This is a genomic window from Mucilaginibacter sp. P19 (assembly GCF_050632265.1).
Taxonomy (GTDB): domain Bacteria; phylum Bacteroidota; class Bacteroidia; order Sphingobacteriales; family Sphingobacteriaceae; genus Mucilaginibacter; species Mucilaginibacter gossypii.
In genome coordinates this window covers 1,773,015-1,798,862 of sequence record NZ_CP192586.1, presented here as the reverse complement: position 1 = coordinate 1,798,862, position 25,848 = coordinate 1,773,015, and the positions used below count along the sequence as shown (strand labels likewise).

Here is a 25,848-nt window from a genome sequence, read left to right as displayed (position 1 = left end):
CTTACAAACAAATAAGGCATCCTAAAAGGACGCCTTATTTACAACAAGTTTTTCTTTATTAAATCCACACGGTGTAACGAATCCGCTAAAATTCCAATAGCATATTTGTACATAATTAATAAAATGTAACTTAGACATTTAATAACCTAAAATTCATGCTAAAATTTCTTAATCGTTTTATAATTGCTGTGCAATTGTCCGGCTTGCTTTGCGTTTGGCAGCCGGCAATTGTTTCAGCATCAGCCAAAACCAGTACTATTCAGCCATCCCAACAGGGCGGCATATCGTTTTCATATAGCCCCGCCGGCGGTATCAGCTATGATCAAAAAAGCGGCACCTTTTCTGTTATCGAAAACGGTAAAACTGTACTTAACAATTGTTATAGCAAAGCAAGCATCAACGGAAAATTTATTACTTCAACAGCATACAAAACCACTGCTTATGCCAAAACCTTAATAACCGACGGCTTTGGCAAAGGCGTAAAACATACTTTCACCCTAAGCGGCAATAATTTGCCAAACATGGTGCAGGTGTTTTATACTTACCCATCGCACAAAGGCTATTTTTTTGTCGAACTTTATGTTGAGGGCAAAAACCTGAAAACAAATTACATGGAGCCGATAGCGGGTAATATGTCCGCCATACCCGGCGATGCCCGCTCCCTCTTTGTACCTTTTGATAATGATACCTTCATCAGTTATGATTCAAAAGCGTTTAAAGCACCACTCACCAATACCAGCGCCGAAGTAGGGGCTGTTTTTGATAACGACACCCGCAGTGGTATTGTGTTTGGATCCGTGGAACACGAAACCTGGAAAACAGGCGTGCGTACCCTCGCCAAAAAAGATAGTACCAACACCTTCGAAATATGGGGCGGCTACACTGAAGAAGCCGTAAACCGCGATAAAATTGCTCATGGCTATATCAGCGGCAATACCGTTAAATCACCTAAAATACTTGTGGGCTGGTTTGCCGACTGGCGCAATGGTATGGAAAAGTTTGGTAAAGCAAACCGTATTGCTGAACCAACTTACGTTTTTAACTGGACAAAACCTACCCCAGTTGGCTGGAACAGCTGGGGCGTTATGCAGGAAAAACTCAACTACGATAAAGCTATCAAAGTAGCGGATTTTTTTGCCGATAGCATCCCTGCATTTCGCAACGGCAATACGGCGTTTATTGATCTCGATTCGTTTTGGGATAATATGATCAGCGGTGGCTGGGAAGGTGATTTTGGCAAACTTAAATCATTTGCCGATTACTGTAAATCAAAAGGCCTTCAACCCGGCGTGTATTGGGCACCATTTACCGACTGGGGCTGGAAAGGCGGCCCCGACCGCAAAGTTTTAGGCAGCAACTACACCTACGGCGAAACCTGGACTAAGGTTGGTGACGGCTACCACGATATTGACGGTGCCCGCGCAACAGACCCAACCCATCCGGGTACCCTTCAACATATTGACTATGTAATTGGTAAATTAAAAGCCTGTGGTTTTAAAATGATCAAGATCGACTTTCTGGGTCATGCGGCGGCCGAATCAAGCCATTTTTATGACCCGAAAATCACCACCGGTATGCAGGCGTATAAAAGGGGGATGGAACACCTGATTGATCAGTTGGGTGATCAGATGCTGGTTTACGCTGCCATTTCTCCCAGCCTGGCAACCGGGCGTTACGCGCATATGAGGCGCATTGCATGCGATGCTTTTAAAACTGTAAAAGATACCCGCTATACCCTCAACAGCGTAAACTACGGCTGGTGGCAAACTTACTTATATAATTACATTGATGCCGACCATGTTGTACTTTCAACCGAAAGTGAGGGCGCAAACAGGGCAAGGATGCTCTCGGCAGTTGTTACCGGCACGTTCATAACCGGTGATGATTTTTCGACACATGGGCAATGGACTGGCAGAGCAAAAGCTATGTACCAGAATCCTGAGATTTTGAAAATTGTGCAAAATGGAAAAGCCTTCAGGCCAGTTGAAGGTAACACCAAAACAGGTACAACCGAGCAGTTTACGCAAAAAATTGGCAACAGCTTTTACCTGGCCCTGTTTAATTATGGTGAAACTGATAAAGTGTATACTATCGACCCGAAAAGGATTGGTATGGAGGCCGGAAAAGCACCAAATGCGAAATCGTTACTGCAAGGCACTAACGTAAACACAAAAAGCGTTTTGCTAAAAGCAGGAGATGCTGAATTATTAAAATTTGAACTGAACTAATAAACACTGCAAAGGCGCCGGCAACAGATTCCCCTTTAATCGCCGGACGCCTTTTGAGGGGATGAAACCCTGTATCGTTTTTAACTGTTCAATTTAGCCGATTTTGCCCGTTTGCATGCAAGCGGGCATTTTGATTTTTTGGCGTCCATGCAGCATTTGTTTTTGTGTTTAATGCCCGCAATGTTAGTCTTTTCTATCTGGAGCGAAGTAAAAAACAATCCGCCGGTAACGGCCAGTATGGTAAAAAATTTCATAGCAGTAGGTTTTAACTTAAAAGACGATTTTTTTGCGAATGTTACAGCAAGGAAAGCAAATGTTGATTTTCGCATATTTTTTTAACAGAACCATCATTCAATGTCATTATAAGGAGGAACGACGAAGCAATCGCATACCGTACAGGGTGGTCATGCTTCCGTGCGATTGCCGCGCTACGCTCGCAATGACATCATTTGTATGTTCTCCTCATCCTCCTACCCTCAAAAACAAAAAGTCAGTGACCTCGCGTTACTGACTTTTTCATTAACTATTAACTGACCAAATATCCTTAACAAAAAACTATCTGGTACTACAAACATAGTGTGTTAAGTACGTGCTACATGTGTGAAAAGCACCATCTTGGCACACAAAAAAATTTTCATATCATGCTGATTGTCTGTATTTTAACGGTGTTATCTTATAATGCGTGCGGAATAACCTGATGAACGAACTCGGGCATTCAAAACCCACCATGCCAACTACCTCATTTACAGGAAACCGGGTGTCCTTCAGCAACATTAATGAGCGTCTTAAACGCAGCTGGATCAAAAACTGATGCGGTGTTAAACCAAAAGCCTGCTTAAAAGTGCGCAGCAAGTGATTAACCGAAAGGCAGGCATGTTCGGCAAGGTCTTCAAGGCTAATATTCTGATTATAATTGCTGTACAGGTACTCCTTAGCCAGGTTAAGACGGCGCAGGATCTCAACCCGGGTACCCTGGTTCAAAAAGTCGAGTTTTTCTGCTTTCTTGCAAATCTCATCATTATAAATATGGAAATAATTAATGAGCGTATGGTGCAGGTATTCGTTGATCAGCATTTCATCCTGCATCCCATTATCCAGGTGTTGTTTCAGGTGACATACATTGTACTTGATATCGCCCGCAAACGGATATATAGTTTCATTAAACTCGGGCTGTATTTTGCCGTTATCATAGCCTTTAGTTAACAAAGTGTCATTGTCAAAGGTCCAGCAATCTTTAAAATCCTGCAAAAACTGCTGATCAAAATTGATGGCAAATGATTGTACCTGCTGGCCCAGATCTGTATCGGTTGAATATTGTGTACCCCTGTTCAGGATCAGGAACGAATCGGGATATATGGACAAATGCCTGCGGCCAATATCATAACGTTCATTACCGCTTAATACAAAGCGAAGGCTTAAATCTGAAGTATACTGCGGCCCCTGCCTCTGGCCGCCGGTGCGGCTTACAATCTTGTTGTTGTTGCGTAATACTTTTGAATAGTCCATTGTGATATGATTTTATTGTTCGTTATAATTTCTTTCTTCCAGTAACATAAATTTGTTCCCCGCCGGGTCTAAAAATTCGGCTGCCAGTCCGGCCGGTAAATACGCAGGCGATTTGCAAAAAAATACGCCAGCCGTACGGAGCACATGATAATCGTTCAAACAGTCGGCAGTGTTAATGATAATATTACTCTTATCACTGTTGTTGTCATTATTAGTTACAAGCAACGCCACATTTAATTTATCCGACTGGATCACCGTGCTTTCCCTGCCTTCGTAAAATGTCATTGTACCTGTTATTTTGAAACCTAATTTTTGAGTATAAAAATCAATTTGCCCCTCAAAGTCGGCTGTATACACAGGTATATATTTCAATTTCATTTTACAGTAGCTAACGGAAACCAGATTTTAATGATGGAAACCAACCTGTTAGCCAGGGGCAGCAAACAGGATAATTTTTGAAGCGGGTTTACAGTAGCCGGTCAGTTAAAACTACTTAACATATCAAAGGTACTTTACCTGCGGGGGATAGTATCCCCCTATTTGGGGGATTTGTGAATTAGTGAAATCAGTTCACAATAGGCAATCTGTGGGGACAGAATCGGGGATATGATTATCTAACGAGGCGACCGTGCCAAACACTGGAACATCGTTAACTATATCAACTTATTCTGCCTGGCCAGTTTAATGGCATCAGCACGGGAGTTTACATCAAGCTTAAGGTAGATATTTTTGATATGGCTGCGCACTGTTTCCAGGTCAATGAACAATTCATTAGCAATCTGACCACGACTTTTGCCTTCGCCTATCAACTCCAGGATCTGGGTTTCTCGCTTGGATAAGGGCGATTCCTGGTTTTTTTGAAATGAGCGGATTACCAGGCGTGCAATGTTGATACTCATAGGGCCGCCGCCTTCACGTACTTCTTTTATCGATTCGATGATCTTGGTTGATGGGGTGTTTTTTGTAAGATAGCCCGATGCCCCGTTGGCCAGCGCGTTAAAAATCTGCTTTTCAGATTCGTAAACAGTTAGAATTAGGATATAGCAGTTGGGCAAGAGCTTTTTTAATTTGGGTATAGCGTCAATGCCGTTAACTCCGGGTAGCTCTATATCCAGCAGGATTACATCGGGTTTATCCGCAGCTATTTTTTTAGCAGCCTCGTCATATGAACAATAGGTACTTATCACATCATAGCCCTCGGTAGCACCAATTAAAAAGGCATAGCCATCGCGCAGGGTTTCATCATCCTCAATAATACTTACCTTAATGTTACGGGCCATGCTTAATTGCTTAACTGATTTTTACTAAACTTTAATGTTACTGATGTGCCTTTACCTGTTTCCGAATTAATGAGCAATGATGCATTGATCCGTTTTGCGCGGGCATTAATGTTATTGATCCCCCGGCCGCGATGGGCGGCGCTGCTATCAAACCCCTTACCATCATCGGTAACCCGGAGTGCTATCGCGTTTTTATCGCTCTGATCAAGCTCAAAAACTACCTGTCCGGCATCGGCATGTTTAAGGATGTTATTTAACAGTTCCTTAAATATCATGGTGATGTTACGGCTGTATTCCATAGGCAGTTTTACCAGCTGTATATCTTCATCAACGGCAGCAAACTCAAAATCAACCGGTACATCATGAAAAACCTCTATCCCTATTTCGCGGATATGGTTCAGGGTTTCATATAAGTTATCACTTTTAGGGTCGAGCGCCCACAGGATATCCTTTGTACCGTTGTATAGTGATGCCGCGTTTTGCTTTATTTGATCCACAATTCCGCGCTGATCCGCTTGCTCTTTATCTATTTTGGCATTCAGTATTTCTGATAAGACGGTGATCCGGGTTAATTTGTTACCCAGATCGTCATGAAAATCTTCGGCTGTTTGCTGGCGGATCTTTAATTTCTCTTCACGCTTCATGGCTTCAATTGCCTTTTGACGTTTTATTTTACGTTGATGAACTAAATTTTGTACCCCGAAACCCAGCAGAACTAAAAATATAATGGCTAATAACCTGAAGGTAAAAGTTTGATAAAAAGGCGGAATGATCACAAAACTGAAACTGGCCATCTTGGGCGATACCTGCCCGTCGGGGCTTATGGCTTTTACCTTGAAAGTATATGTACCCGGCGGCAGCGAAAGATAATTGACCACATTATTGCGCATGGGCGAACTAAAAGCACTATCCAGCCCAACCAGCTTATACTGGTAAGATACCGCGTCAGGATTTTTGAGGTAAACACCAAGAAAAGATATCGATAAATGATTTTGATTATGTTTAAGCTCGGCCCAGTCATTAAGGTCAATTGAAGAGCGTTTTTCGCCATCCTCCTTCATCAACTGTACCGATTTGATGAACACATGCGGCGGCGGCGCGGGAACCATTTTTGTCATGGTATTATACACCATAACAGCCTTGGTTGTACTGATCCAAACCTCGTGCCCACGGCGCATAATAGCGTTTTGGTTGGCCTCTACCACCGGCTCCTTTGAGCCTATGTTATCAATTACCCAAAAGTTTTCTTTGCAGGGTCATATTGCATCCGGTTAATTCCCTTACCGGTACCCATCCAAAGGCGGCCGCGTTCATCAGCAGCAAGACTGTAAATGCTATTCGCTTTGAGTCCGTCATCAACATTATAGATATTTACCGCCCCAGTTGTCATATCCCAGGTGTATAACCCGCTATCATCTGTACCAACCAGCAGCAGGTCGCGATATCGGATCATGCTGTAAACAGCCGTTGCCGGGAAAGATTTAAGTTTAAACCCCGAAACTATCTTTTTATTTACAGCAAGCATAACACCGTTTTGGGTGCCTATCAAAATAGAATCGCGCCCCAGGCTAAGCATTGCGGACGAATAAGGAGGAATACCTTCCAATTGTTTCAGCCCGCCGTTTTGGTAATAGAAGCAGCCCATTGACGTGCCCAGCCATATAGTACCATTATCATCGGCAGTAATAAAATTGCAGGCAAAAGATGAACTATTTTTTACCTGTCTGAAACCCTTTTTATCATACTGCCATAAACCGGTTTGCCCGGTACCAATCCAAACAGTGCCGTTTTTATCCGTATATAAACTCTGCACCCCCTTTAAATATGGCGAACCGGTTGGAACAGGTACCTCGCTGGTTTTTTTCCCGTCATATCGCAAAAGACCGGCTCCATCTATCCCCATTAAAACATTTTTGTTCCAGTCTTCAGTCACCGACATTACTATTTTTGATTCGGGGATACCCTGTGTACGATCAAAAACGGTATATCTGTCGCCTTCGCAGCGGTAAAGGCCATTGCCAAGGCTGCCCAGCCACAAGTTTTTATCTGCATCAAAATAAATATCAGGGACAGAGTTATCGGTAAGTCCGTTTGATGAGTTATAGTGTATCACACTATCATTCATAATACAATAGGCTCCATTATCGGTACCTAGCCAAATATTGGCATCAGCGTCCTGTTCAATGCACAATAACTGACCTTTTATTTTTCCGGTAATATTTTTTGCATCCAGTGGTTTAGCCATACCATTCCTGGCGCATAACAAACCCGAGCGGGTTAGAAGATAAGTTTTGCTTTTATCAAAACGGTCGAAAAAAATCCTTTTGATAATTTGCTCACTAAATTGGGAATCAATATCAATTACATGTTCCCATTTTTGCCCTTTAAGGCGATATATACCCTTTTTGTAAACAGACACATATAACGAACCTGTGCTATTAACAGCCAAACTGGTGATAAAAATATCAGGATCATCATTAATAGGGACATGCTGCATTTTATCATTCTTCACCCTGAACAACATCCCTGCAGCTGTAACCCAGATAGTTCCCTCTCCATCCTGGGTTATGTTACCGACAAAAGAGCGCTTAACCGGTATATCCGGTTTATACTTTATAATCCGCCCATTATAAAGCCTTGCAAGCCCGTTCATTGTACCAAACCAGGTACAGCCCCCTTATCCGAAAAAACGGTTGCAACGTAATTATCAGGTAAACCTGTTAAGCGGGTATAAGCCGTAAAATCCTTTCCATCAAAACGGCAGGCGCCACCAAATGTACCTATCCACAAACGATGATCGGTATCCATGGATAGCTTGTTTATTTGCGACTGAATGAGCCCATCCTCAATATCATAGTGCGCAAAAATGTATTTCTGTGCATGGGCCCGGCCTGTAAACAATAGCATACCTGCCAGGAAACACAAAACCAGAAAAACGGGGAAACGCGATAGCTTATTCAATTAAAAACATAAATTAAATTACCTGTATGGGGGTACAATTAAAAAGTTAAATTAAAGCTAATTAAAATAAAAAAAATCACCCCAATAGGGTGATTAATTATTGTCGGTTAAGGAAGTAAAATTTAGTTTTTAGCTACCACAGAATTGTCGTTATTTAAAGGTGTTTTTATGTCCTCAAACATTTTACAAACCTGGGTAATTTTCCAGTCCTGCCGCTCATTTTTCTCGATGATCAGGTAATCATGCTGTGCGCAGTTTTCATAATTAAAATCAACCCGTGCAATTACCATGGCATCGCTTTTGGCAAGCACTTCGTAACCCGACTGGCAATTTTGCTGGGTACCGGCATCCTTTTTCATCATGCTTACCAGGTCGTCTTTTTCCTGTACAAGTACCTTTTCGCCGCGGGGTAACTTCAATACAGAATTGTCACTCATTATTGATTTTAATTTTTTAAAGTTGGAGGTCATGTGGCTGTCAATGAAATCGCGGATCACGCCGGCGTATCCTGTTTCGGCAGCCGTACGGCCATACATGGTGCTGGCAGATAATAACCCTACTATACATGCCAATAAAAATTTATTTTTCATTTGTGATATTTTTTGATCAAATGTGGGTAGGCTTTGATCAAAAAAATATGCCTATCACACCTAAGCAATGCAACCGTACCCGGCCATACAGCAAGCCGGTGTCTTTCGCCTATAAAGATCATTTTTTGCACTTTTTGAGCAGATCTGTAATTAATCTGAAAATCTGTGCAGATAATTCTTTAATTATCAATAAACCATAACAGAACCTGCCCTGCATATTTAAATCTGTACGAAAATATTTTTATTTTTGGGAGCATCTTTTACCGAATAAAACCACGCCATAACTTGGAACCTACAGAAAACTTTTTCCGAAGCATTATTGAGGCCTCGCCTTTTCCGGTGTATATGTGTATGGGCCCGGATAAGCTCATTGCCATAGCCAATGATGCTACCTTAAAGGCATGGGGGAAAGATAAGTCGATAATTGGAAAACCTTTTGACGAGGCGCTACCCGACCTTCAGGGCCAGCCGTTCAGCAGCCTCATAAGCGAAGTATACCGTACCGGCGAAACTTATCACGGCAACAATGCACCTGCCGAATTTATAATTAACGGCAAACGGCAAATTAATTATTACAAGTTTACCTATCAGGCTGTACGTAACTCGCGCGGTAAAATAGTTGGCGTTATTTGTTTCTCGACAGATGTTACCGAAATTGAACATGCCAGACAGGCTATGGAAGAGAGCAGGCATACCTTGTATAACATGGTGAGGCAAGCACCCGTGGGCATTTGCATTATAAACAGCGATAATCTGGTAATTGAAGTAGTGAATGACTCGTATCTTGAGCTGGTAGGCCGTAAACGTGTAGAAATGGAAAACCGGGGCGTTTGGGAAGCCATCCCTGAAACGGCCGAATTGTATGCCCCCGTAATGGATAATGTTATTGAAACAGGGCAACCGATTACCGCCAAGGAGCATAAACTGCTGCTTGTACGCAATGGCGTACCCGAAATGGTATTTATTGATTTTGTTTATGAACCTGTTAAAGGTTTTGACGGCGAGATAAGCGCCATTATGGTAATTGCCATTGATGTAACTGAAAAAGTTTTTGCACGCCGCAAAATTGAGGAAGCTGAAGAAAGGGCCAGGCTGGCCGTTGAAGCTGCTGAAATAGGCACCTTTGATCTTGACCTGGTTACCGAAGAGATACTTACATCCGAAAGGTTTAACATTATTTTTGGAGTTGGCCGAGATGCCCCCCGCGATTTATTTTTGAAAGCACTGCATCCCGATGACCTTGAACTACGTAATAATGCTCATAAAACCGCGCTTACTACCGGAAAACTTTTTTATGAGGCAAGAATTATCTGGCCAAATGGCTCTTTACGCTGGATCAGGGCGCAAGGCAAAGTTTATTATGGTTCAATAAACAAACCGTTGCGTATTCTGGGCACCTTGCTTGATATAACCGAATTTAAACACCTGCAACAACAAAAAGATGATTTTATAAGCGTTGCCAGTCATGAGCTAAAAACACCGATGACATCGATCAAGGCGTCCATGCAATTGCTCGACAGATTGATCAAGGTTGATCCCTCATCTGATAAGATCCCTCAGTTTATTAACCGCGGCAACAGCAGCCTGAATAAAATGCAGCAGCTGGTTGATAGCTTACTTAACGTTTCAAAAATTACCGCCGGGCAGCTTGCACTTCATAAAACACATTTTTTGGCAGCCCAAATGATCAATGAATGCTGCGACCACGTGAGGCTTGCAGGTACGCATGAACTTGAGCTTACAGGCGACACCGATCTGGAACTATACGCAGACAGGCAACGGATAGACCAGGTTGTTGTTAATTTTGTAAACAATGCGGTTAAATATGCGCCCGACAGCAACCGGATTGTCATCAATATCAGTAAACAGGACAACATGGCCAAAATATCGGTACAGGATTTCGGCAGGGGAATCCCGCCGGAAAACATCCCGCATTTATTTGAACGCTACTACCGGGTTGATACTTCGGGTATTCAATATTCAGGGCTTGGACTTGGCTTATATATCAGCGCCGAGATCATTGAGCTTCACGGCGGCGAAATGGGGGTTGAAAGCGAAGTGGACAAAGGCAGTACTTTTTGGTTTACGATACCGCTAAATTGAAATTTAAATCCCGATTGAAAATAGTAAAACCCATAATCATCGTTTTATTGTTTTGCCTGCTCACTGTTTTTACACAAATTGGTGGGCTGGTTTATCTCATTTCAATTAGCCTGCACAAACTAATCAACAAAACCTTAAATAATAAATATTACCGCCAAATCACCAAGGCTGTAGTTTTTATGGTGTTATATTGCCTTACCACTTTTTTAATTGTACCTCCGCTTGCCAGACTTTCGGGCAGGGTGCCGCTCCCCTTCTCCCAAATCAATCATTTAAAGCCGCTAAACCGGCTAACCTGCCTGTTCAATCGTAATTATGTTCGCCCACAACTTAAGCAGGCTGCATTTGCCGTAGCTGCCGAAATGAACCATAAATATCCGGGAAGTGCCCTGAATTATCTTGACGCGAGCTTTCCGTTCATTAATGGGTTTCCGCTTATGCCCCACCTGAGTCATAACGATGGTAAAAAACTCGATCTTGCATTTTTTTATATTGATAACAAAACAGGCTTAGAAACCGATAAAACACCTTCGCCAATCGGATACGGAATTAGTGAAGAGCCGCGCGCCGGTGAAATCAACACAACACAGGCCTGCCTGATAAAGGGTTATTGGCAGTACAGCTTTTTGACTAAAATGGTTCCCCAGAGCAATAAAGTTAATTTTACTTTTGATAGTTTACGAACAAAGGCACTTGTAACCCTCTTTGCATCGCAATATGTCATCAATAAAATATTTATCGAACCTCATTTAAAAAATCGTCTGGGCATCCAAACACCCAAGCTACGATTTCACGGATGCCGTGCGGTAAGGCATGACGACCATATTCATGTCCAACTATAGGTTTAAAGCATTCATCATTTTTCAACATACGAATTATAACAGATTTCCCAGGAATTGCCTTCAGGATGGGCAATAAAACCGGCATAACCGCCCCAGAAAGGTTCAGCCGGATGCTTCAGGATTTGTACTTCTGCCAGCCTCAAAGATCTTTAACTGCAAGAGTAATGCGGCTACATGGGCCTGCATAGTGTATTTTTTTATTAGATCCTATCCAATCATGAATCAGGGTTTGTGGCTGATTTTATTTCATGCTTAAATTTAATTGTCAGTTAATACAGCCGGGGTAAATTTAGCTAACCAAATATATAAACATGCAAATCAATTATTTTACAGTAGGCATTGTAATAACCTTGTTAATAACATTAATAGTATGGATAGTAAAAACCGACCGCAAAGACGAGAAAAGCTTTGAACAACAAATTATTGACCGGGAACTTAAACCAAGGGAACATCCCAAACCGCAAAAAGCCGATAAAGCCATGTGATCGGGTAAAACCCGCTATCAACTCACGTAGTTTCACGTATCATTTTGTGCAGTCATTTTTTTAAATTTAGCAACCCAACCTAATATCTATCTCATGGAAGCAGATAAAACTTCAGATCAGCAAGTATTTTATGTAGGACTTTGTATGGCCGGAGCCGTGTCTGCCGGGGCTTACACAGCAGGCGTTATTGATTACCTGCTCCAGGCATTAGCCGAATGGGACAAGCACCGCAGTGAGCCAGGCGTACCATCGCACAAAGTGCAGATCCCGGTAATGGGCGGTGCGTCGGCAGGCGGTATGACCAGTATAATGGCCGCATCCTCCCTTAACAACCCGATAACCCATATCGACAAGCCATCAGGAGATCTTTTAGCCGAGCATCCCGAAAACAAGCTCTACCACTCCTGGGTCGACCTTATTCAGGCTGATATGTTCACAAAAATGCTGGATACCAGCGACATTAAAAGCTCGGGTGTAATATCGGCACTGAATTCTGATTTTATTAATGATGTTGCCAAACGGGTAGTTACCGCCGATCCAAAACAATGGCAACCGCTGCCCACTTATATTAAACCCGGTTTAAAGATCTTTACCACGCTTACAAACCTGCAGGGCTACGCCTACAATGTTCCGTTCAATTCGTCATCTTCACAGCGTACCAAATATAATATGCGCATCCATAATGATTACGCATGCTTTGAGCTTACCGAAAACGCCATTGCCGGGCATAATAACGGATGGATGCCGCTTGACCTGAAAAATAATATTAACACGGATATAGCCGCCGACGCTGCAATGGCTACCGGCGCCTTTCCGGTTGGGTTGCAATCAAGGATAGTTAAACGCGACGCCCAGTATGTTAACAATAACCCATGGTTAAGCAATTACTTAACCAATGCTCCAATTGATGCAGGCGGTTATCAAACCCTGAACGTCGACGGTGGTATGATCAACAACGAGCCGTTTGATAAAGTACGCAGTGTTTTAGACGACCTTACAGCCCAACCGAGCGTTGATTATAACAACTTTAACAAATTTGTTTCAACCGTACTGATGATTGAACCTTTTCCTACCCAACCGCCAAAACCAATTTCGCAATCACGGGCTATATTAAATGTGATAGGTTTAACGCTATCATCCATGCTATCGCAAATGCGCTCAAAAGCGGTTAATATTAAAGACGCAATGGATGATGATTGCGCAGGTCAGTACCTGATCACGCCATCGCGCCGTGTAGATACGCCCGATGGCAAATCGACAGACCTAACCGGCGAACAAGCCATTGCCTGTGGTGCGTTGAGCGGTTTTAGCGGATTTTTAAATAAAGAATTCAGGGTACATGATTTCTTTTTAGGCCGGCACAATTGTAAGATCTTTTTGCGTGATTACTTTACCATACCAGCCAAAGCACTTACCACTAACCCCATTTTTAAAGATGGCTATGCTAATGCAGATCTGGCCAGATTTAAATCGACACAAAACGATAGCTACCAAATCATCCCGGTATTTGAACAAGATATCAAATTCCCCGATATTAAATTCAGTTCGGGTACCAACTGGCCCACGCTTAAAGAAAAAGATATCGACAGGTTTAGCAGCGGCTTGAAAGATCGTATCCAAACCATTATGCTTAATGTGGCAGACCTTGGCTGGCTCACCAAAAGCTTATTATGGATAGGCGCTAAAGTGATCCTGAACCGTATGGTAACCAACAAAATAATGGTAGTGATCAAAGAAGAACTTAAAACATGGAAACTGCTGCCGTAGCGGTCTAAAAAATTCAGCCTTACGAAGTTTCTTAAAACTTCGTAAGGCTTCAATGGCTTTTATACTGCTTTAAATACCACTATTCCGTTATGCCCGCCAAAGCCAAAAGTATTGCTCATGGCTACTTTTACTTTATGGTCGATGGCATCTTTCAATACAAACTTCAAATTATCCGGAATAGCGGGGTCTAAAGTTGTGGTATTGATTGTTGGTGGTATTATTTGATTTTCAATTGATTTTATGGCTGCGATAGCTTCAATAGCTCCGGCGGCCCCCAGCAGGTGGCCAGTCATGGATTTGGTTGAACCTATAATAGTATCTGTTGCTTTGCCTTTTGTAACCGCAAGCAGGGCGTTGATCTCTGAAAGATCACCAACCGGAGTTGAGGTAGCATGCATGTTCAGGTAGTCGACGTCTTCAATACTTAAACCCGATTCGGTAAGGGCCTGCTGCATGGCACGGGCAGCACCTAATCCTTCCGGGTGAGTGGCTGTCATGTGGTATGCATCAGCAGTCATAGATGCTCCGGTAACTTCAGCATAAATATGGGCACCACGACTCACTGCATGTTCATAATCTTCAAGCACCAAAGCGCCTGCGCCTTCGCCCATAACAAAACCATCACGATCAATATCAAATGGCCTTGAAGCGTGTTGCGGATCATTATTACGGGCAGACATAGCTTTCATCGAACTAAAACCCCCAATTGAAGCCGGGGTTATAGGCGCTTCAGAACCACCAGTAACTATGATCTTAGCCTTACCCAAACGGATATAATTAAAAGCATCCATAATAGCTGTATTTGATGTTGCACAGGCCGAAACCGTTGTGTAGTTAATCCCCATAAAACCGTTACGGATAGAGATTATTCCCGAAGCCATATTAGAAATGAACTTAGGTACAAAGAACGGGCTAAACCTGGGCTGTCCGTTACCCCTGGCATACTCAGTTACCTGCTCCTCAAAAGTTTCCATACCGCCTTGTCCGCTGCCCCAGATAATACCAACATCAAAGGGATCCATTTTGCTCAGATCAAAACCCGAATCTTTGATAGCTTCATCGGCTGCAACAAGCGCATACTGGGTGAAGGTATCGGTACGTTTTAATTCGGCTTTATCCAGGTGATCTGTGATATTGAAATCTTTCAGTTCGCAGGCAAATTGCGTACGGAATAATGATGCATCAAAACGGGTGATGGTTGCAGCGCCGCTTTTACCGGCAATTAAGTTTTGCCAATAAGTTTTTACATTATTTCCAAGCGGTGTCAAAGCGCCCAGACCTGTTATAACTACTCTGTTTAACATGATGGTTTTATTAAAATCGGCGCAAAGATATAACAATATACCAAATGGTATTTTGACAATTCAACATGTATCGGTTTTACACGCTGAAAATTACCAGGTTATGGCATGACCAAAAGTTAAAATAGTTCAAAAACCATCATGGTTAAATCAAGGAAACAGATTCGATTATTTTCCAAAAATCTTATTTAATTCCGAATAAGGAACAGCATCATTTACAAAACCATAACTTCCCTGTGAAAGTTCAACAGCGGCCCGCTGAAAAGCGCCCAAAGCAGCCCTTGCCAATGCCGAACCAAGACTTACCCTTTTTACACCCAGGCCGGCAAGTTCATTGAAGCTAATATCAAAACCTGCTGCGCCAAGTACAATATTTACTGATTTGGGGGCTACGGCCTTCACTACTTCGTTTATTTGCTCCCTCGTTTTGAGGCCTGGCGCAAAAAGAACATCAGCACCTGCATCGGCAAAAGCAACAAGGCGTTTTATGGTGTCCTGCAGGTCTATTTTCCCGTGGATCATATTTTCGGCCCTGGCGGTTAGCATAAAATGAAAAGGTAAACTCCGCGCCGCTTCAACAGCAGCCTTTACCCGTGCAACCGAAAGCTCAAAATTGTAAATGGGATCACGGTCGTTACCTGTGGCATCCTCTATCGAGCCGCCAACCAGTCCCACTCCCGCTGCGGCTAAGATAGTTTGGGCACAAATCTCCGGCGTATCGCCAAAACCATTCTCCAAATCGGCAGCTACCGGTAAATGTGTGGCATTGATAATAGCCAATGCATTATCAAGCGTTTCCTCCCGACCGATCATCGCATGCCCGTCCGGTCGGCCGAGCGCATAGGCCAATCCGGCGCTTGTAGTAGTAAAAGCTTCAAAACCTAACCCTGTTAAAATCTTAGCCGAACCGGCATCCCAGGGATTAGGGATAACAAACAGGCCATCACGTTCATGCAGGGCTTTAAAAACTTCGGCTTTTTGATATTGGGAATCGTTTATTGCAGATGACATTTGAAAGCAGATTAGTGTTTATCGAAATTAAGCAAAAGTTAACCTGCAATCATGAGTCTTAAGCCACAAATTTGCTTTTTGACTTAAGACTTACGACTTCTAACTTCCGACTTAATATCCCTATTATTGCAACAGCAATAGTTATGAAACAAAAAATAGATATTGAAAATTGGACCAGGAAAGAGCATTACAACTTTTTTAAACAGTTTGAGGAGCCCTATTATGGCGTAAACGTAAACGTTGATGTAACAGCCGCCTATAAGTTTGTGAAGGATAACGGGATCTCATTTTTCCTTTATACCATGTATCAGTCTTTAGCTGCCTCGCAAATTATTGAGCCTTTCAAATATCGTATGGAGGGCAATGATGTTTTTATTTACGACCAGATTGATGCCAGCTCAACAGTTCCGCGGGCTAATGGCACGTTTGGCTTTGGTGAATGGCCCTTTCATCCCTTGTTCGAAGATTTTGCCCGCGACGCCAACAAGGAAATTGAACGGGTACAAAGTAACAACCTGCTTGAACGCAAGGCTTTAAACAATGTAATCCGTTTTTCTTCGCTACCCTGGATCAATTTCACCTCACTGTCACATGCACGCATGTTTTCATTTATGGATAGCTGCCCTAAGGTTTCGTTTGGTAAAATGACAGAACATCATGGTAAGCGCACCATGCCGGTATCCGTGCATGTAAATCACGCGTTGATTGATGGCATCCACGTGGGCCAGTATATAGATTGTTACCAGGAGCTGCTGAACAAAGGATTTTAGGCTACCGTAAAACGCGCAGAAGTTGCGTACCTCAGGCACGCTAAAACCCTTTAATAATTATTCTACAACCCTTTAGCACCTCTGGTGCTATCTTTCCATCTATTGATTTACAAGATAAAAAGTTTAACTTTTTTTAAACACATTCTCCTTAACCATAAACAATGGCAGCGAGCCATGATCAAGCACGCGTGAATGAAAATCCCTGATGTTAAATTGGGCACCCTGCTTTTGCTGCAATTCCTCTTTCCAGTGCAGTATTTGTAATGCGCCATACTTGTAGGTAACTACCTGTGCCGGCCAGCGGCGCATGCGGGCAATTTCGCGCATGGCAATATCATCCTGCCCCCGGATATTCTTTCTCCAAAATGCCAGCGCCTGTTCATCTGTCCAGCCGTAATAATTAAGCGCTACATCCAAGGGTACGCGTACCGACCGTACAATATCCCACTCCCATTTACCCAGCTCATCATAAGGCATTTTGTATACGCCAAGTTGTTTGCCTAACTCTTCGGTATATGCCGCCCAACCCTCAGCAAAGCCCATATAATAAAACAACTGCTGCACTGCCGACGTTTTGGTTTGCGCCTCCGTACCCGCCTGGTAATGGTGGCCGGGAACTCCCTCGTGCATAAAAAGCCAGTCGACCTGCCGCTTATTGTATGGCTTATCAAAAAGGTTATAGTAAAACGCATTATTATCGTAATAGCCGGGCGTTTGTGCCAGTTGCCTGTTTTCGCCTTTTACAATTTTTAGCGGGGCTATGTTGGTATTACTAAAAAGTTTGGGCATGTTGGCATAAATAACCTCTTTGGTATTTTCGAAGGCTTGCTGAACTAACTTCGGGTCGATGATAAAAAAGGAAGGATCATTGAGGTGCTTATAAAAATCATCTTCGTTTAACCCGGTTTGCTGGCGGATAGCTTCGATGTGCTTTTGAACGCGGGCCACTTCGCTAAGGCCAAACTGGTAGATCTCATCAGGAGTGGCGCTGGCACTGGTCCAGCGTTTTAGCAGGTAGGCATACCAGGCTTTGCCGTTGGGGATAGTGATAATGCCGCCTGTGGGGATTACAGCAGGTTTATTTTTTAACCAATCCTGCTCAAGTTTAATCCGCTCTAAATTAAGGGCGGTTTCATAGCTGATCAGCTGATAATCTACGTTTTCCGGTTCGCTGAGCTGACCTGCTTTGAAGGCTGATAAATCAGTCTTAACTTTTTTAAAAAAGCTAACTGTTTTTGCACATCAGCAGCGGTGCCGATATGTTCTAATCCGTTTGTGTAGCTTAGTTCAAGTTGGGGCAAATGCAATTTAGTGTAGCCGGCTACAAAATCATTGCAAAAAGCATCAAACGTTTGCTGACCAAAAGCAAAAGAAGAAGTTAAAATAAAAAACAAAAAAACAAGAGGTCGCCTCATAACAACGGAGTGGTTAACAAACCTAAATATTTGCTTTGATTAATTTATGCAAAAACAAAACTCCTGTTAACCATTATCAGCAATCCAAAAGCATTTTGCTTAAGTTGACTGGATGTAGCTGTGCAATTGCTCAATGGTTTCCCGTTGCGAATGGATAGTTTCGTACACCACATCACTCATTGAAATAATACCGCATAGCTGATCGGCCACATCAAACACCGGTAAATACCTGATATTATTTTCGCTCATGATCAGCATGCATTCATCAACTGATGATTCGGGGGTGATCCTCGGGAAATTGGTACTTATGATCTCGCCAGCGGTGGTTTCGTCGGAGTGTTTACCCATTAAAATGATTTTACGGGAGTAATCCCTCTCTGTCATCAGGCCCATATACCTGCCATTTTCAGTTACCACTACCGAGCCGATGTTTTTTTCGGCCATCAGTTTCAACACGTTAAACACGGTGGTATCAGCAGGTACTGCAGTAACATTGTTTCCCTTACGGGCCAGGATATGCTTTACACTTTTCATAAATACTCAGGTTAATTTGGTAAATTCAAGATACGAATAAGTAACAGAAAAACAATGGATTGTGGAAAACAAAATCTATTCAGGCTAAAAAAACCGTTCGGCCATGCAGTTAAACCAATCCTTATATTGTAACAAAACGGGTGTCCCAATTTTTTGATTCCCGAAAAAAAATTAAAAAAATGCCGGCTGTCTTTTTTGCAGAAAAACAAATGTTCCATTTTTTGAGTCTGAAACGCGGGACAGCATAAAAATAAAACAAATTGATAATCAGCTAATTAGTATATTCGATGAAACATACATAACTAATTAAAAATCAGATAATAAAACTGATAAGAGTAAAAACAGCGGAGGTTTTACAGAAGATTTGACGCCATATTTATTCAACCTCTTTTTTTGTTTTTATCGTAACTTTTTGAATAAGTTACTCTAATAATAAAAGGCGCTGACAAAATAGCTTCACCAACAATCTCGGTTTCTTTGATTAAAAAAGCCCCCGGTAATTAAACCGAAGGGCTACCAACCTATATAAAAACAAACCTATTGTTTTCTCTTTCCCCAAATGGCAGTGCCATGGTTATCTAACCCGGTAAATATCAGGGTTGATGTTATTTTGTTTTCCCAGTCGCGCTCGCGTTCAACTTTTAGCTTGTAATTATCGCCGTTGCTGTATTTAAGCTCAAGCCATGGAGCGGTAAATGTCCATTTATCAGCAGCGTTACCATCAATAGTACCGGCAACGTCCAGTTTAAAGGTTGTTGAAACCTGGAAATCCGGATTGGTTTGCTCGGTACCATAACCCGGTACAACATGATAATTCAGCGTGATTTTTTCATAGGTCCCTGCCACATCGGTCGCAGCTATAGTTGTTTGAGCAACATTGGCATAGCGCTCAGGCGATACTATTGGCCAGCCGTCGGTTGTCCATGATATTTTACGAACGTGCAGGTCCATAAAGTACGAGTTAATACCCGGCCTGCCCTGGTGCGCCATGTAATATTGCCCGCTACCGTTGTCAAACACTGCGCAATGCCCTGTGCCCTGCCAGCCGCTTTGGTTGCTGAACTGGTATGGCGCAAGGATCATAGGGCCATGATCTTCATTGGTATTGATGTCATGCCCGTTATAATCATAAAACGGACCGGTCGGGCTATCGCCCCGCCCAACCCTAACATTATACTTGGTTTGCAGCCAGTCATAACTGATAAACAGGAAATACTTTTTCAGATCGGGGTTGTAGATCACTTCCGCGCCTTCAATGTTACCATTGTATTTGCCGCCGGTAAAACCGCGGTTAGCTATGCGCTTGCCCTTATCGCCCGAACTGGCCGCCAGGCCGGTTGAAGGATCAAGTTTAAGGATATAGATCCCGTCCCAGGCCGAGCCATAGTACATATACTGCTCGCCGGTGGTTGTAGTTATTACGGTTGGGTCGATAGCGTTGGTTTGGATACTGGCATCATTGGTTGATGTTACAACGAGGCCTTTCTCCGTCCAGGGGCCGTCAGGCGATGAAGCCGTCGCCATACCGATAACACTCAGGCGTGCTACAGGCGATGAAAGCGAATAATACAATCTGTACTCCGAACCCACCTTCATTACGTAAGGTGCCCATAAGGCGTTGTAAGGCGTACCGCCTTTACCCGTAATATAGGCAGATCCCTGCGCCGGCAATGACGAAAATACCCAACCCACATACTCCCACTGCACCAAATCCTTCGACCTGCGGATTTGCAGGCCCGGCCTTACATCAGTACCAAAAGCCACATCAGTACTATAGCAATAATAATAATCACCAAACTTTTTAATGGATGGGTCATGCACGTTATACACTGTCCACTTAGGATAATAGGTAAATGCCGCAATATCCGCATAAGTATCACTGATACTGTTGATATCAAACGCTGTTGTTACCGGTGGAGTCGTGGTAGTATCCGTTTTAGTTGGCGCAGGTGTCTCCTTTTTTGAGCAGGAAAACAGCACTGTTGTCAATGCGGTTATTAAATATAGATTTTTCGCTGTATTCATCGTCGTGTTCGTCTCGTTCTTATCTAAAAACTCATGTCATTTCGAGTGATAGCGAGAAATCTTATACTACATACTTTGTGGACTTGCTTATCCGCTTTGTGTATCGTACAAGATTTCTCTCTCGCCCCCTCGCTCGTCCCCCCTTGCTCTATCGAAATGACAAGGGTTGTTAACTAAGGTTGGATGGGGCTAATACCCCGTATTTTGTACCAAACCAACATTGGTTTGCACTTCGCTAAGCGGTATCGGCAAATACTCCTTACCTGCGGTATAGGTATTAAATTCCGGGTCGCGGGACTTTAGCCAGGCCAGTTTAGTTGCATCCTGTAACCAGCCCCAGCGACGGATATCATCAAAACGGTGACCTTCCAACGAAAACTCCAGGAAACGTTCGTGACCTATCTGATCGCGCATCTCAGCCTGGCTCATGCCCGGTTTTACCGTAGCTAAGTTTGGCAAACCAACACGGCTGCGTACCCGCTGGATGTATTGATAAGCATCGTTTGTCTGGCCCAATTCGTTCAAACACTCAGCGTACATCAGCAGTACATCAGCATAACGCATCAATCTTTCGTTGATACCTGATCTCCAGTCATACTCATCGGCCTGGCCGCTGTCGCCATTTTCATACTTATGGCAAAACAGGGCATTTAATGAGGAGCTGCCGGCGTAGCGGGCGGCAAAATCCTGGTTATATAATTTTTCGCCGGGTTTGTTGTAATACATGGTTACATCCAAACGTGGGTCGACACCGCCGCTGGTTGTTTTCTCCTGCAGATATTCATTGTATAATGCAGGCGTTGGCTGCACATCTGTAAAACCAAAGCTCGCCGCGCCAAAGGTGATGGCACGGGCAGATGTACGGCCCCATCCTGATGACGGATCGCCTCCCCAGCCCAGATCAGTACCTCCGGCATCCCTTGAAAACTGAACCTCAAAAATTGATTCGGAGTTATTTTCATTATTGGCAAAAAAGTTATCGTAGTAATTAGGCACAAGGCTATAAGTACCCATATCAATAACTGATTTGAACTCGGCAGCAGCTTCGGCGTATTTTTTTGTAAACAGGTAGGTTTTCCCCAGAAACGCCGCTGCTGCTCCCCTGGTAGCGCGACCTATCTGTCCATCGGGCGATAAGCCACTGTAAGTTGTTGGCAGCATACCTTCGGCAGCTTTAAAATCGCTGATCACTTGCGCCCAAACTACATCCTGGGGCTGTTGTTTTTGAAAATAATCGGCACTTGAGCCGGCAGGAACCAACGGCATAGGCACGTTTTTATAAAAATCGGCCAGGTGAAAATAGTACAGGCCTCGCAGAAAATAAGCCTGGCCTAATACACGTTTCTTCAGTTCGGCATCCATATTAATGGCGGGTACATATTTCAGCACTTCGTTTGCGCGTAAAATACCCTGGTAGTAGGCTGTCCATGAAAACAGCACACCGGCACCGGTGCTTTGCATATTAAACTTACCCATGTTATAGATCTGGTCCCAGGGGCTATAGCTTGTCGCATCATCGCCCCTTGTGTTTTCCACTATCGGCGAAAAGCGCATGTATGAACCATCAATGATTAAACTGCCGTATACCGCATTGATTCCCTTTACGGCATCACTGGCATTTTGCCAAAACGTTTGGGTGGTTTGTGCGTTAGGGTTTACTGTGGTTAAATCACTCTTTTTGCATCCCATGGCAAATGCAGCTACCAACAATAGCGTTAATAATGCCTTTGTATATATCGTTTTCATTATAAATAATGTTAAATCGTTAATCAGTTTTTATAATCCTAATTGTAAGCCTACCAGTAAAGTGCGCGGATTAGGGAACGAACCGTAATCAAAACCGCGGTTAATGGTACCATCGTTAATAAAATCCGGGTCGAAGCCCTTGTATTTAGTGATGGTGTACAGATTTTGTCCAGACAGGTAAACCCGCAAGCTCCTGATCACATGTGTACGGTTCAGCAAACTTGTTGGGAGCGTATAACCCAATTGCGCGGTTTGCAGGCGGGCGTAAGAGCCGCTCTGAATAAACCTGTCCGAATTGCGGTTATTGGCATTAGGATCACCTATGATAGGGCGGGGCACGTTGGTGTTGGTATTAGTTGGTGTCCAGTAATTTAATTCATCAGTGCTGGCGTTGGTATATTGGCCTGTCATTAAAGACTGGTACACCCCATTGGCTATTTTACTGCCATAGTTACCTTGTATAAATACTGATGCATCAAAGCTTTTATAATTAGCACTGAAGTTAAAGCCATAGTAAAGTTTTGGTATAGCGGAGCCTAAGTAAACACGGTCGTTATCGTTGATGATGCCGTTATGATCAGTATCAACAAACTTAACATCGCCCGGGGCTGCCCCTGTTTGGGTGGCATGAGCCGCTACATCTGCTGCATCTTTGAAAATACCTTCAGTTTTAAATGCATACAGCTCGCCTACCTCACCGCCAACAGCTGTTTTGCTGTATGCACCGTAAATTGGGTTACCACCATTGCCTAAGGATAATACTTTATTTTTAACCGTTGAAGCGTTTGCGCTGATGGTGTAATTGAACGGACCGTTATCCCTGCTGCGATAAGTGACCGTAAACTCAATACCTTTATTGGTAAAAGAAGCAGCATTAACCAGTGGAGTGTTAATAGCGCCTACGGAAACCGGGATTGGCACAGGTAAAAGAATGCCTATAATTTTGTTAACATAATACTCCGACGAAAAGCTTAACCGATCCTGAAAAAGGCTCAAATCCAAACCAACGTTGCTGGTACGTTTTTGCTCCCATTTGTTAGTTTGGTCAAATACCTGTGTTTGGGTTGCGCCAGGCGCCAATGTATTACCAAATACATAACTGGCATTGGCATTTACAACGGCCTGGTATGGGTAAAATGCAAGCGCGTTTACGTTACCCAATGTACCGTATCCCGCCTTTAATTTTAATTGGGTAATAGCTTCGGGCAGGTGCAGGAATTTTTCTTTATTGATATTCCAGCCAACAGATACGCCGGCAAAATTACCAAAGCGGTTATACGCTGGCAACTGCGATGTACCATCACGCCTGTAATTGGCGGTTAGCAGGTAACGATCATCATAGTTGTAGTTTACGCGGCCAAATATTGGCGAGTAAAATTTACGCTCGTTGCTGTTGCCAAATACTGTTTTATCGGTAGTGTTACTCACATTATCAAACGCAAACAGGTATGGCTGCGGCAGATTATAGGCTATACCGGTAAGGTTATCATTCTTATCTTTTTGATAAGCCGTACCTGCCAGTAATTCTACATTATGCTTTTTGATATTGAATTTGTAGCTCAGCGTATTTTCAACAAGGGCGGTATAGTAATTACCACGGGCATCGCTGTAGTAAGCCGTTGTGTTGGGATAAAACCAGCCCAGGTCATAAATAGGGTCGAAATAAGTGTTCTTGAAATCGTTACGGTCATAGCTTGCGTTAAGACGATATTTCAGGTTTTTGATAAACTCAATCTCCATCCATGCCGATGCCAGCATACGATTGCGTTGCCCCGTGCTGTTTAACAAATTATTTACACCAATAATATTCAAAGAGATGGCCCTTTGGGTATTTTGATCAACACCGCCATAACCACCAACACGGTTAGGATCGTAAATAGGCATGGTAGGGATAGCTGTAACAAGATCAACTATCTGGTTACCTGTACCATGTAAATGTGGATATGCCAGATTGTTATAATCGCCTTCGGTATAGGCAAACTTAGTACCGAAAGACACGATGCCTTTTTTACCCTGGATATTACCACTCAGGTTATAGCGCGTATATGAAGGGCCAGACACGGTTGTGCCGGTTTGGTTAAAATAATCAAAGGCGACGTTATAGCTCATGTTTTCGTTACCGCCGGATAAGCCAAGGTCATGGCTTTGGGTGTAGCCTGTTCTGAAGCCCGATTTTTGCCAGTCGGTATTTACGTTGCTGATAAATTTGCTTGATGACGGATCATTGCCCGGAGCCAATGATAAGCCAGCATTGGTTTCGGCAGCATTGGCAATTTTTTGGTACCCTACCCTGTCAGTAACAGACAGTGTTTTTGGATTTTTCTGGAAGCCTGCATAACCATTGTAGTTGATCTTCATGGCGCCGTTGCGGCCTTTTTTAGTAGTGATGATAACCACACCATTGGCACCGCGGAAACCATAAATGGCACCTGCCGACGCATCTTTAATTACCTGCATGCTTTCGATATCAGTTGTAGGGAAATCGAAAGGTTCCATAGTTGGTACACCATCAATGATATATAGCGGGTTGTTGTTGATCAGCGAGCTCACACCACGAATCCGGATAGAAACGCCTTCGCCCGGTACACCTGAACCATTTACCTGTACGCCCGCAACCTGCCCCTGCAAGGCCCTTGCAACATCGGGAGTTACACGTTTATTGGCGTCCTTTACGTTCACCACAGCAACCGAACCTGTAAGATTTTCCTTTTTCTGTGTGCCGTATCCAACCACAATTACCTCGTTTAAAGAATTGGATGCTGCTTTCAACTGTATATTGATGAGCGAATTGCCACTTATTGTCACCTCCTGTGAAGTGTAGCCAACAAATGAAAATACAAGCACCACACCTTCCGTGTTAACATCGGGTATTTTTATATTATAACGGCCCTGCACGTCGGTTTGTGCACTTACGTTCGTCCCTTTTACTTTTACAGTAACGCCAGGCAAAGGCAGGCCTTCATCATCGGTTACCTTACCACTCACAGTACCGGGGGCCATTGCCTTGCCCTTTTCTGTAAGTATAACCAGGTTATTATCACCCAGCGTATAACTCAGGTTGGTATTGCTAAGTACAATTTTCATCACCTCTTCAAGCGATGCATCTTTTGTATTTAAACTGGCGGGCATATCGTTTTTCAACAACATATCGTCGTTATACAAAAAGCGATAGTCAGACTTTTTTCGATTTCCTTTAACGCCTTTTTCAGGGGCATGTTTTGAAAATTAACGTTGATGCGGGTCTGACCATATCCCTTTGAAAACGCCTGCAACGAGGAGGCGAG

General features: G+C 43.3%; 21 protein-coding genes. 6 read left to right on the top strand and 15 right to left on the bottom strand.

Annotated features, from left to right (window positions below):
* Positions 1–155 precede the first annotated feature (155 nt).
* Positions 156–2,228, top strand: a complete 2,073-nt coding sequence (locus ACQ86K_RS08550; RefSeq protein ID WP_431200175.1) for an alpha-galactosidase — start codon at positions 156–158, stop codon at positions 2,226–2,228.
* Positions 2,229–2,308: 80 nt separating this feature from the next.
* On the opposite strand, the gene ACQ86K_RS08545 is transcribed toward ACQ86K_RS08550, so the two are convergent.
* The 8 genes from ACQ86K_RS08545 to ACQ86K_RS08510 all read right to left on the bottom strand — a co-directional run bounded on the left by ACQ86K_RS08545 (position 2,309) and on the right by ACQ86K_RS08510 (position 8,565).
* Complete coding sequence (locus tag ACQ86K_RS08545) at positions 2,309–2,482, bottom strand: hypothetical protein (protein WP_176844513.1); 174 nt, start codon at positions 2,480–2,482, stop codon at positions 2,309–2,311.
* Positions 2,483–2,867: 385 nt separating this feature from the next.
* Positions 2,868–3,734, bottom strand: a complete 867-nt coding sequence (locus tag ACQ86K_RS08540) for a helix-turn-helix transcriptional regulator (RefSeq protein WP_091171085.1) — start codon at positions 3,732–3,734, stop codon at positions 2,868–2,870.
* Between the two features lie 12 nt (positions 3,735–3,746).
* Complete coding sequence (locus ACQ86K_RS08535) at positions 3,747–4,112, bottom strand: VOC family protein (protein ID WP_431200174.1); 366 nt, start codon at positions 4,110–4,112, stop codon at positions 3,747–3,749.
* A gap of 275 nt (positions 4,113–4,387) precedes the next feature.
* Positions 4,388–5,014 (bottom strand): response regulator transcription factor, encoded by a 627-nt coding sequence (locus ACQ86K_RS08530; RefSeq protein ID WP_090524105.1) that lies wholly within the window; start codon positions 5,012–5,014, stop codon positions 4,388–4,390.
* Between the two features lie 2 nt (positions 5,015–5,016).
* Positions 5,017–6,192, bottom strand: coding sequence for an ATP-binding protein (locus tag ACQ86K_RS08525; protein WP_431200173.1), 1,176 nt, complete (start codon positions 6,190–6,192; stop codon positions 5,017–5,019).
* A gap of 53 nt (positions 6,193–6,245) precedes the next feature.
* Complete coding sequence (locus ACQ86K_RS08520) at positions 6,246–7,667, bottom strand: ligand-binding sensor domain-containing protein (protein ID WP_431200172.1); 1,422 nt, start codon at positions 7,665–7,667, stop codon at positions 6,246–6,248.
* Positions 7,664–7,975, bottom strand: coding sequence for a two-component regulator propeller domain-containing protein (locus ACQ86K_RS08515; protein WP_431200171.1), 312 nt, complete (start codon positions 7,973–7,975; stop codon positions 7,664–7,666). The genes ACQ86K_RS08520 and ACQ86K_RS08515 overlap by 4 nt, the downstream gene beginning before the upstream one ends.
* Positions 7,976–8,097: 122 nt before the next feature.
* The gene (locus tag ACQ86K_RS08510) at positions 8,098–8,565 is read right to left on the bottom strand and encodes a hypothetical protein (protein ID WP_129571878.1); all 468 of its coding nucleotides are present in this window, start codon (positions 8,563–8,565) and stop codon (positions 8,098–8,100) included.
* A gap of 285 nt (positions 8,566–8,850) precedes the next feature.
* On the opposite strand from ACQ86K_RS08510, the gene ACQ86K_RS08505 reads away from it, so the two are divergent.
* The 4 genes from ACQ86K_RS08505 (at position 8,851) to ACQ86K_RS08490 (ending at position 13,762) form a co-directional block, all read left to right on the top strand.
* On the top strand, positions 8,851–10,668 hold the full coding sequence (locus tag ACQ86K_RS08505) for a PAS domain-containing sensor histidine kinase (protein WP_091171072.1): 1,818 nt from the start codon (positions 8,851–8,853) through the stop codon (positions 10,666–10,668).
* A gap of 14 nt (positions 10,669–10,682) precedes the next feature.
* Positions 10,683–11,510, top strand: a complete 828-nt coding sequence (locus tag ACQ86K_RS08500; protein WP_091171575.1) for a hypothetical protein — start codon at positions 10,683–10,685, stop codon at positions 11,508–11,510.
* A gap of 311 nt (positions 11,511–11,821) precedes the next feature.
* Complete coding sequence (locus ACQ86K_RS08495) at positions 11,822–11,995, top strand: hypothetical protein (protein ID WP_176844512.1); 174 nt, start codon at positions 11,822–11,824, stop codon at positions 11,993–11,995.
* 93 nt (positions 11,996–12,088) lie between these two features.
* Complete coding sequence (locus ACQ86K_RS08490; protein WP_091171069.1) at positions 12,089–13,762, top strand: patatin-like phospholipase family protein; 1,674 nt, start codon at positions 12,089–12,091, stop codon at positions 13,760–13,762.
* 59 nt (positions 13,763–13,821) lie between these two features.
* Here the strand turns inward: ACQ86K_RS08490 and fabF are convergent, their stop codons facing one another.
* Together fabF and ACQ86K_RS08480 are read right to left on the bottom strand one after the other, a co-directional pair.
* Complete coding sequence (fabF, locus tag ACQ86K_RS08485) at positions 13,822–15,066, bottom strand: beta-ketoacyl-ACP synthase II (RefSeq protein ID WP_431200170.1); 1,245 nt, start codon at positions 15,064–15,066, stop codon at positions 13,822–13,824.
* Positions 15,067–15,231: 165 nt separating this feature from the next.
* A complete protein-coding gene (locus ACQ86K_RS08480; RefSeq protein WP_091171062.1) occupies positions 15,232–16,074 on the bottom strand; it encodes an isocitrate lyase/PEP mutase family protein in 843 nt (280 codons plus the stop codon).
* A 143-nt stretch (positions 16,075–16,217) separates the two neighbouring features.
* Here ACQ86K_RS08480 and ACQ86K_RS08475 point away from each other — a divergent pair, with 143 nt between their 5' ends.
* Positions 16,218–16,844, top strand: a complete 627-nt coding sequence (locus tag ACQ86K_RS08475) for a CatA-like O-acetyltransferase (protein ID WP_091171060.1) — start codon at positions 16,218–16,220, stop codon at positions 16,842–16,844.
* Positions 16,845–16,967: 123 nt separating this feature from the next.
* Here ACQ86K_RS08475 and ACQ86K_RS08470 read toward each other — a convergent pair whose 3' ends face one another.
* The 5 genes from ACQ86K_RS08470 to ACQ86K_RS08450 form a co-directional block, all read right to left on the bottom strand.
* On the bottom strand, positions 16,968–17,954 hold the full coding sequence (locus ACQ86K_RS08470; RefSeq protein ID WP_431200819.1) for a DUF885 domain-containing protein: 987 nt from the start codon (positions 17,952–17,954) through the stop codon (positions 16,968–16,970).
* A 404-nt stretch (positions 17,955–18,358) separates the two neighbouring features.
* Positions 18,359–18,793, bottom strand: a complete 435-nt coding sequence (locus tag ACQ86K_RS08465) for a CBS domain-containing protein (protein WP_090524079.1) — start codon at positions 18,791–18,793, stop codon at positions 18,359–18,361.
* A gap of 537 nt (positions 18,794–19,330) precedes the next feature.
* Entirely contained in the window at positions 19,331–20,818 is a 1,488-nt protein-coding gene (locus ACQ86K_RS08460) for an arabinan endo-1,5-alpha-L-arabinosidase (RefSeq protein ID WP_091171048.1), read from the bottom strand.
* A 189-nt stretch (positions 20,819–21,007) separates the two neighbouring features.
* Positions 21,008–22,564 carry a RagB/SusD family nutrient uptake outer membrane protein gene (locus ACQ86K_RS08455; RefSeq protein ID WP_091171045.1) on the bottom strand — a complete coding sequence of 519 codons (1,557 nt, stop codon included), beginning with the start codon at positions 22,562–22,564 and terminating at the stop codon, positions 21,008–21,010.
* Between the two features lie 30 nt (positions 22,565–22,594).
* On the bottom strand, positions 22,595–25,726 hold the full coding sequence (locus ACQ86K_RS08450; protein WP_431200169.1) for a TonB-dependent receptor: 3,132 nt from the start codon (positions 25,724–25,726) through the stop codon (positions 22,595–22,597).
* Positions 25,727–25,848: the final 122 nt, after the last annotated feature.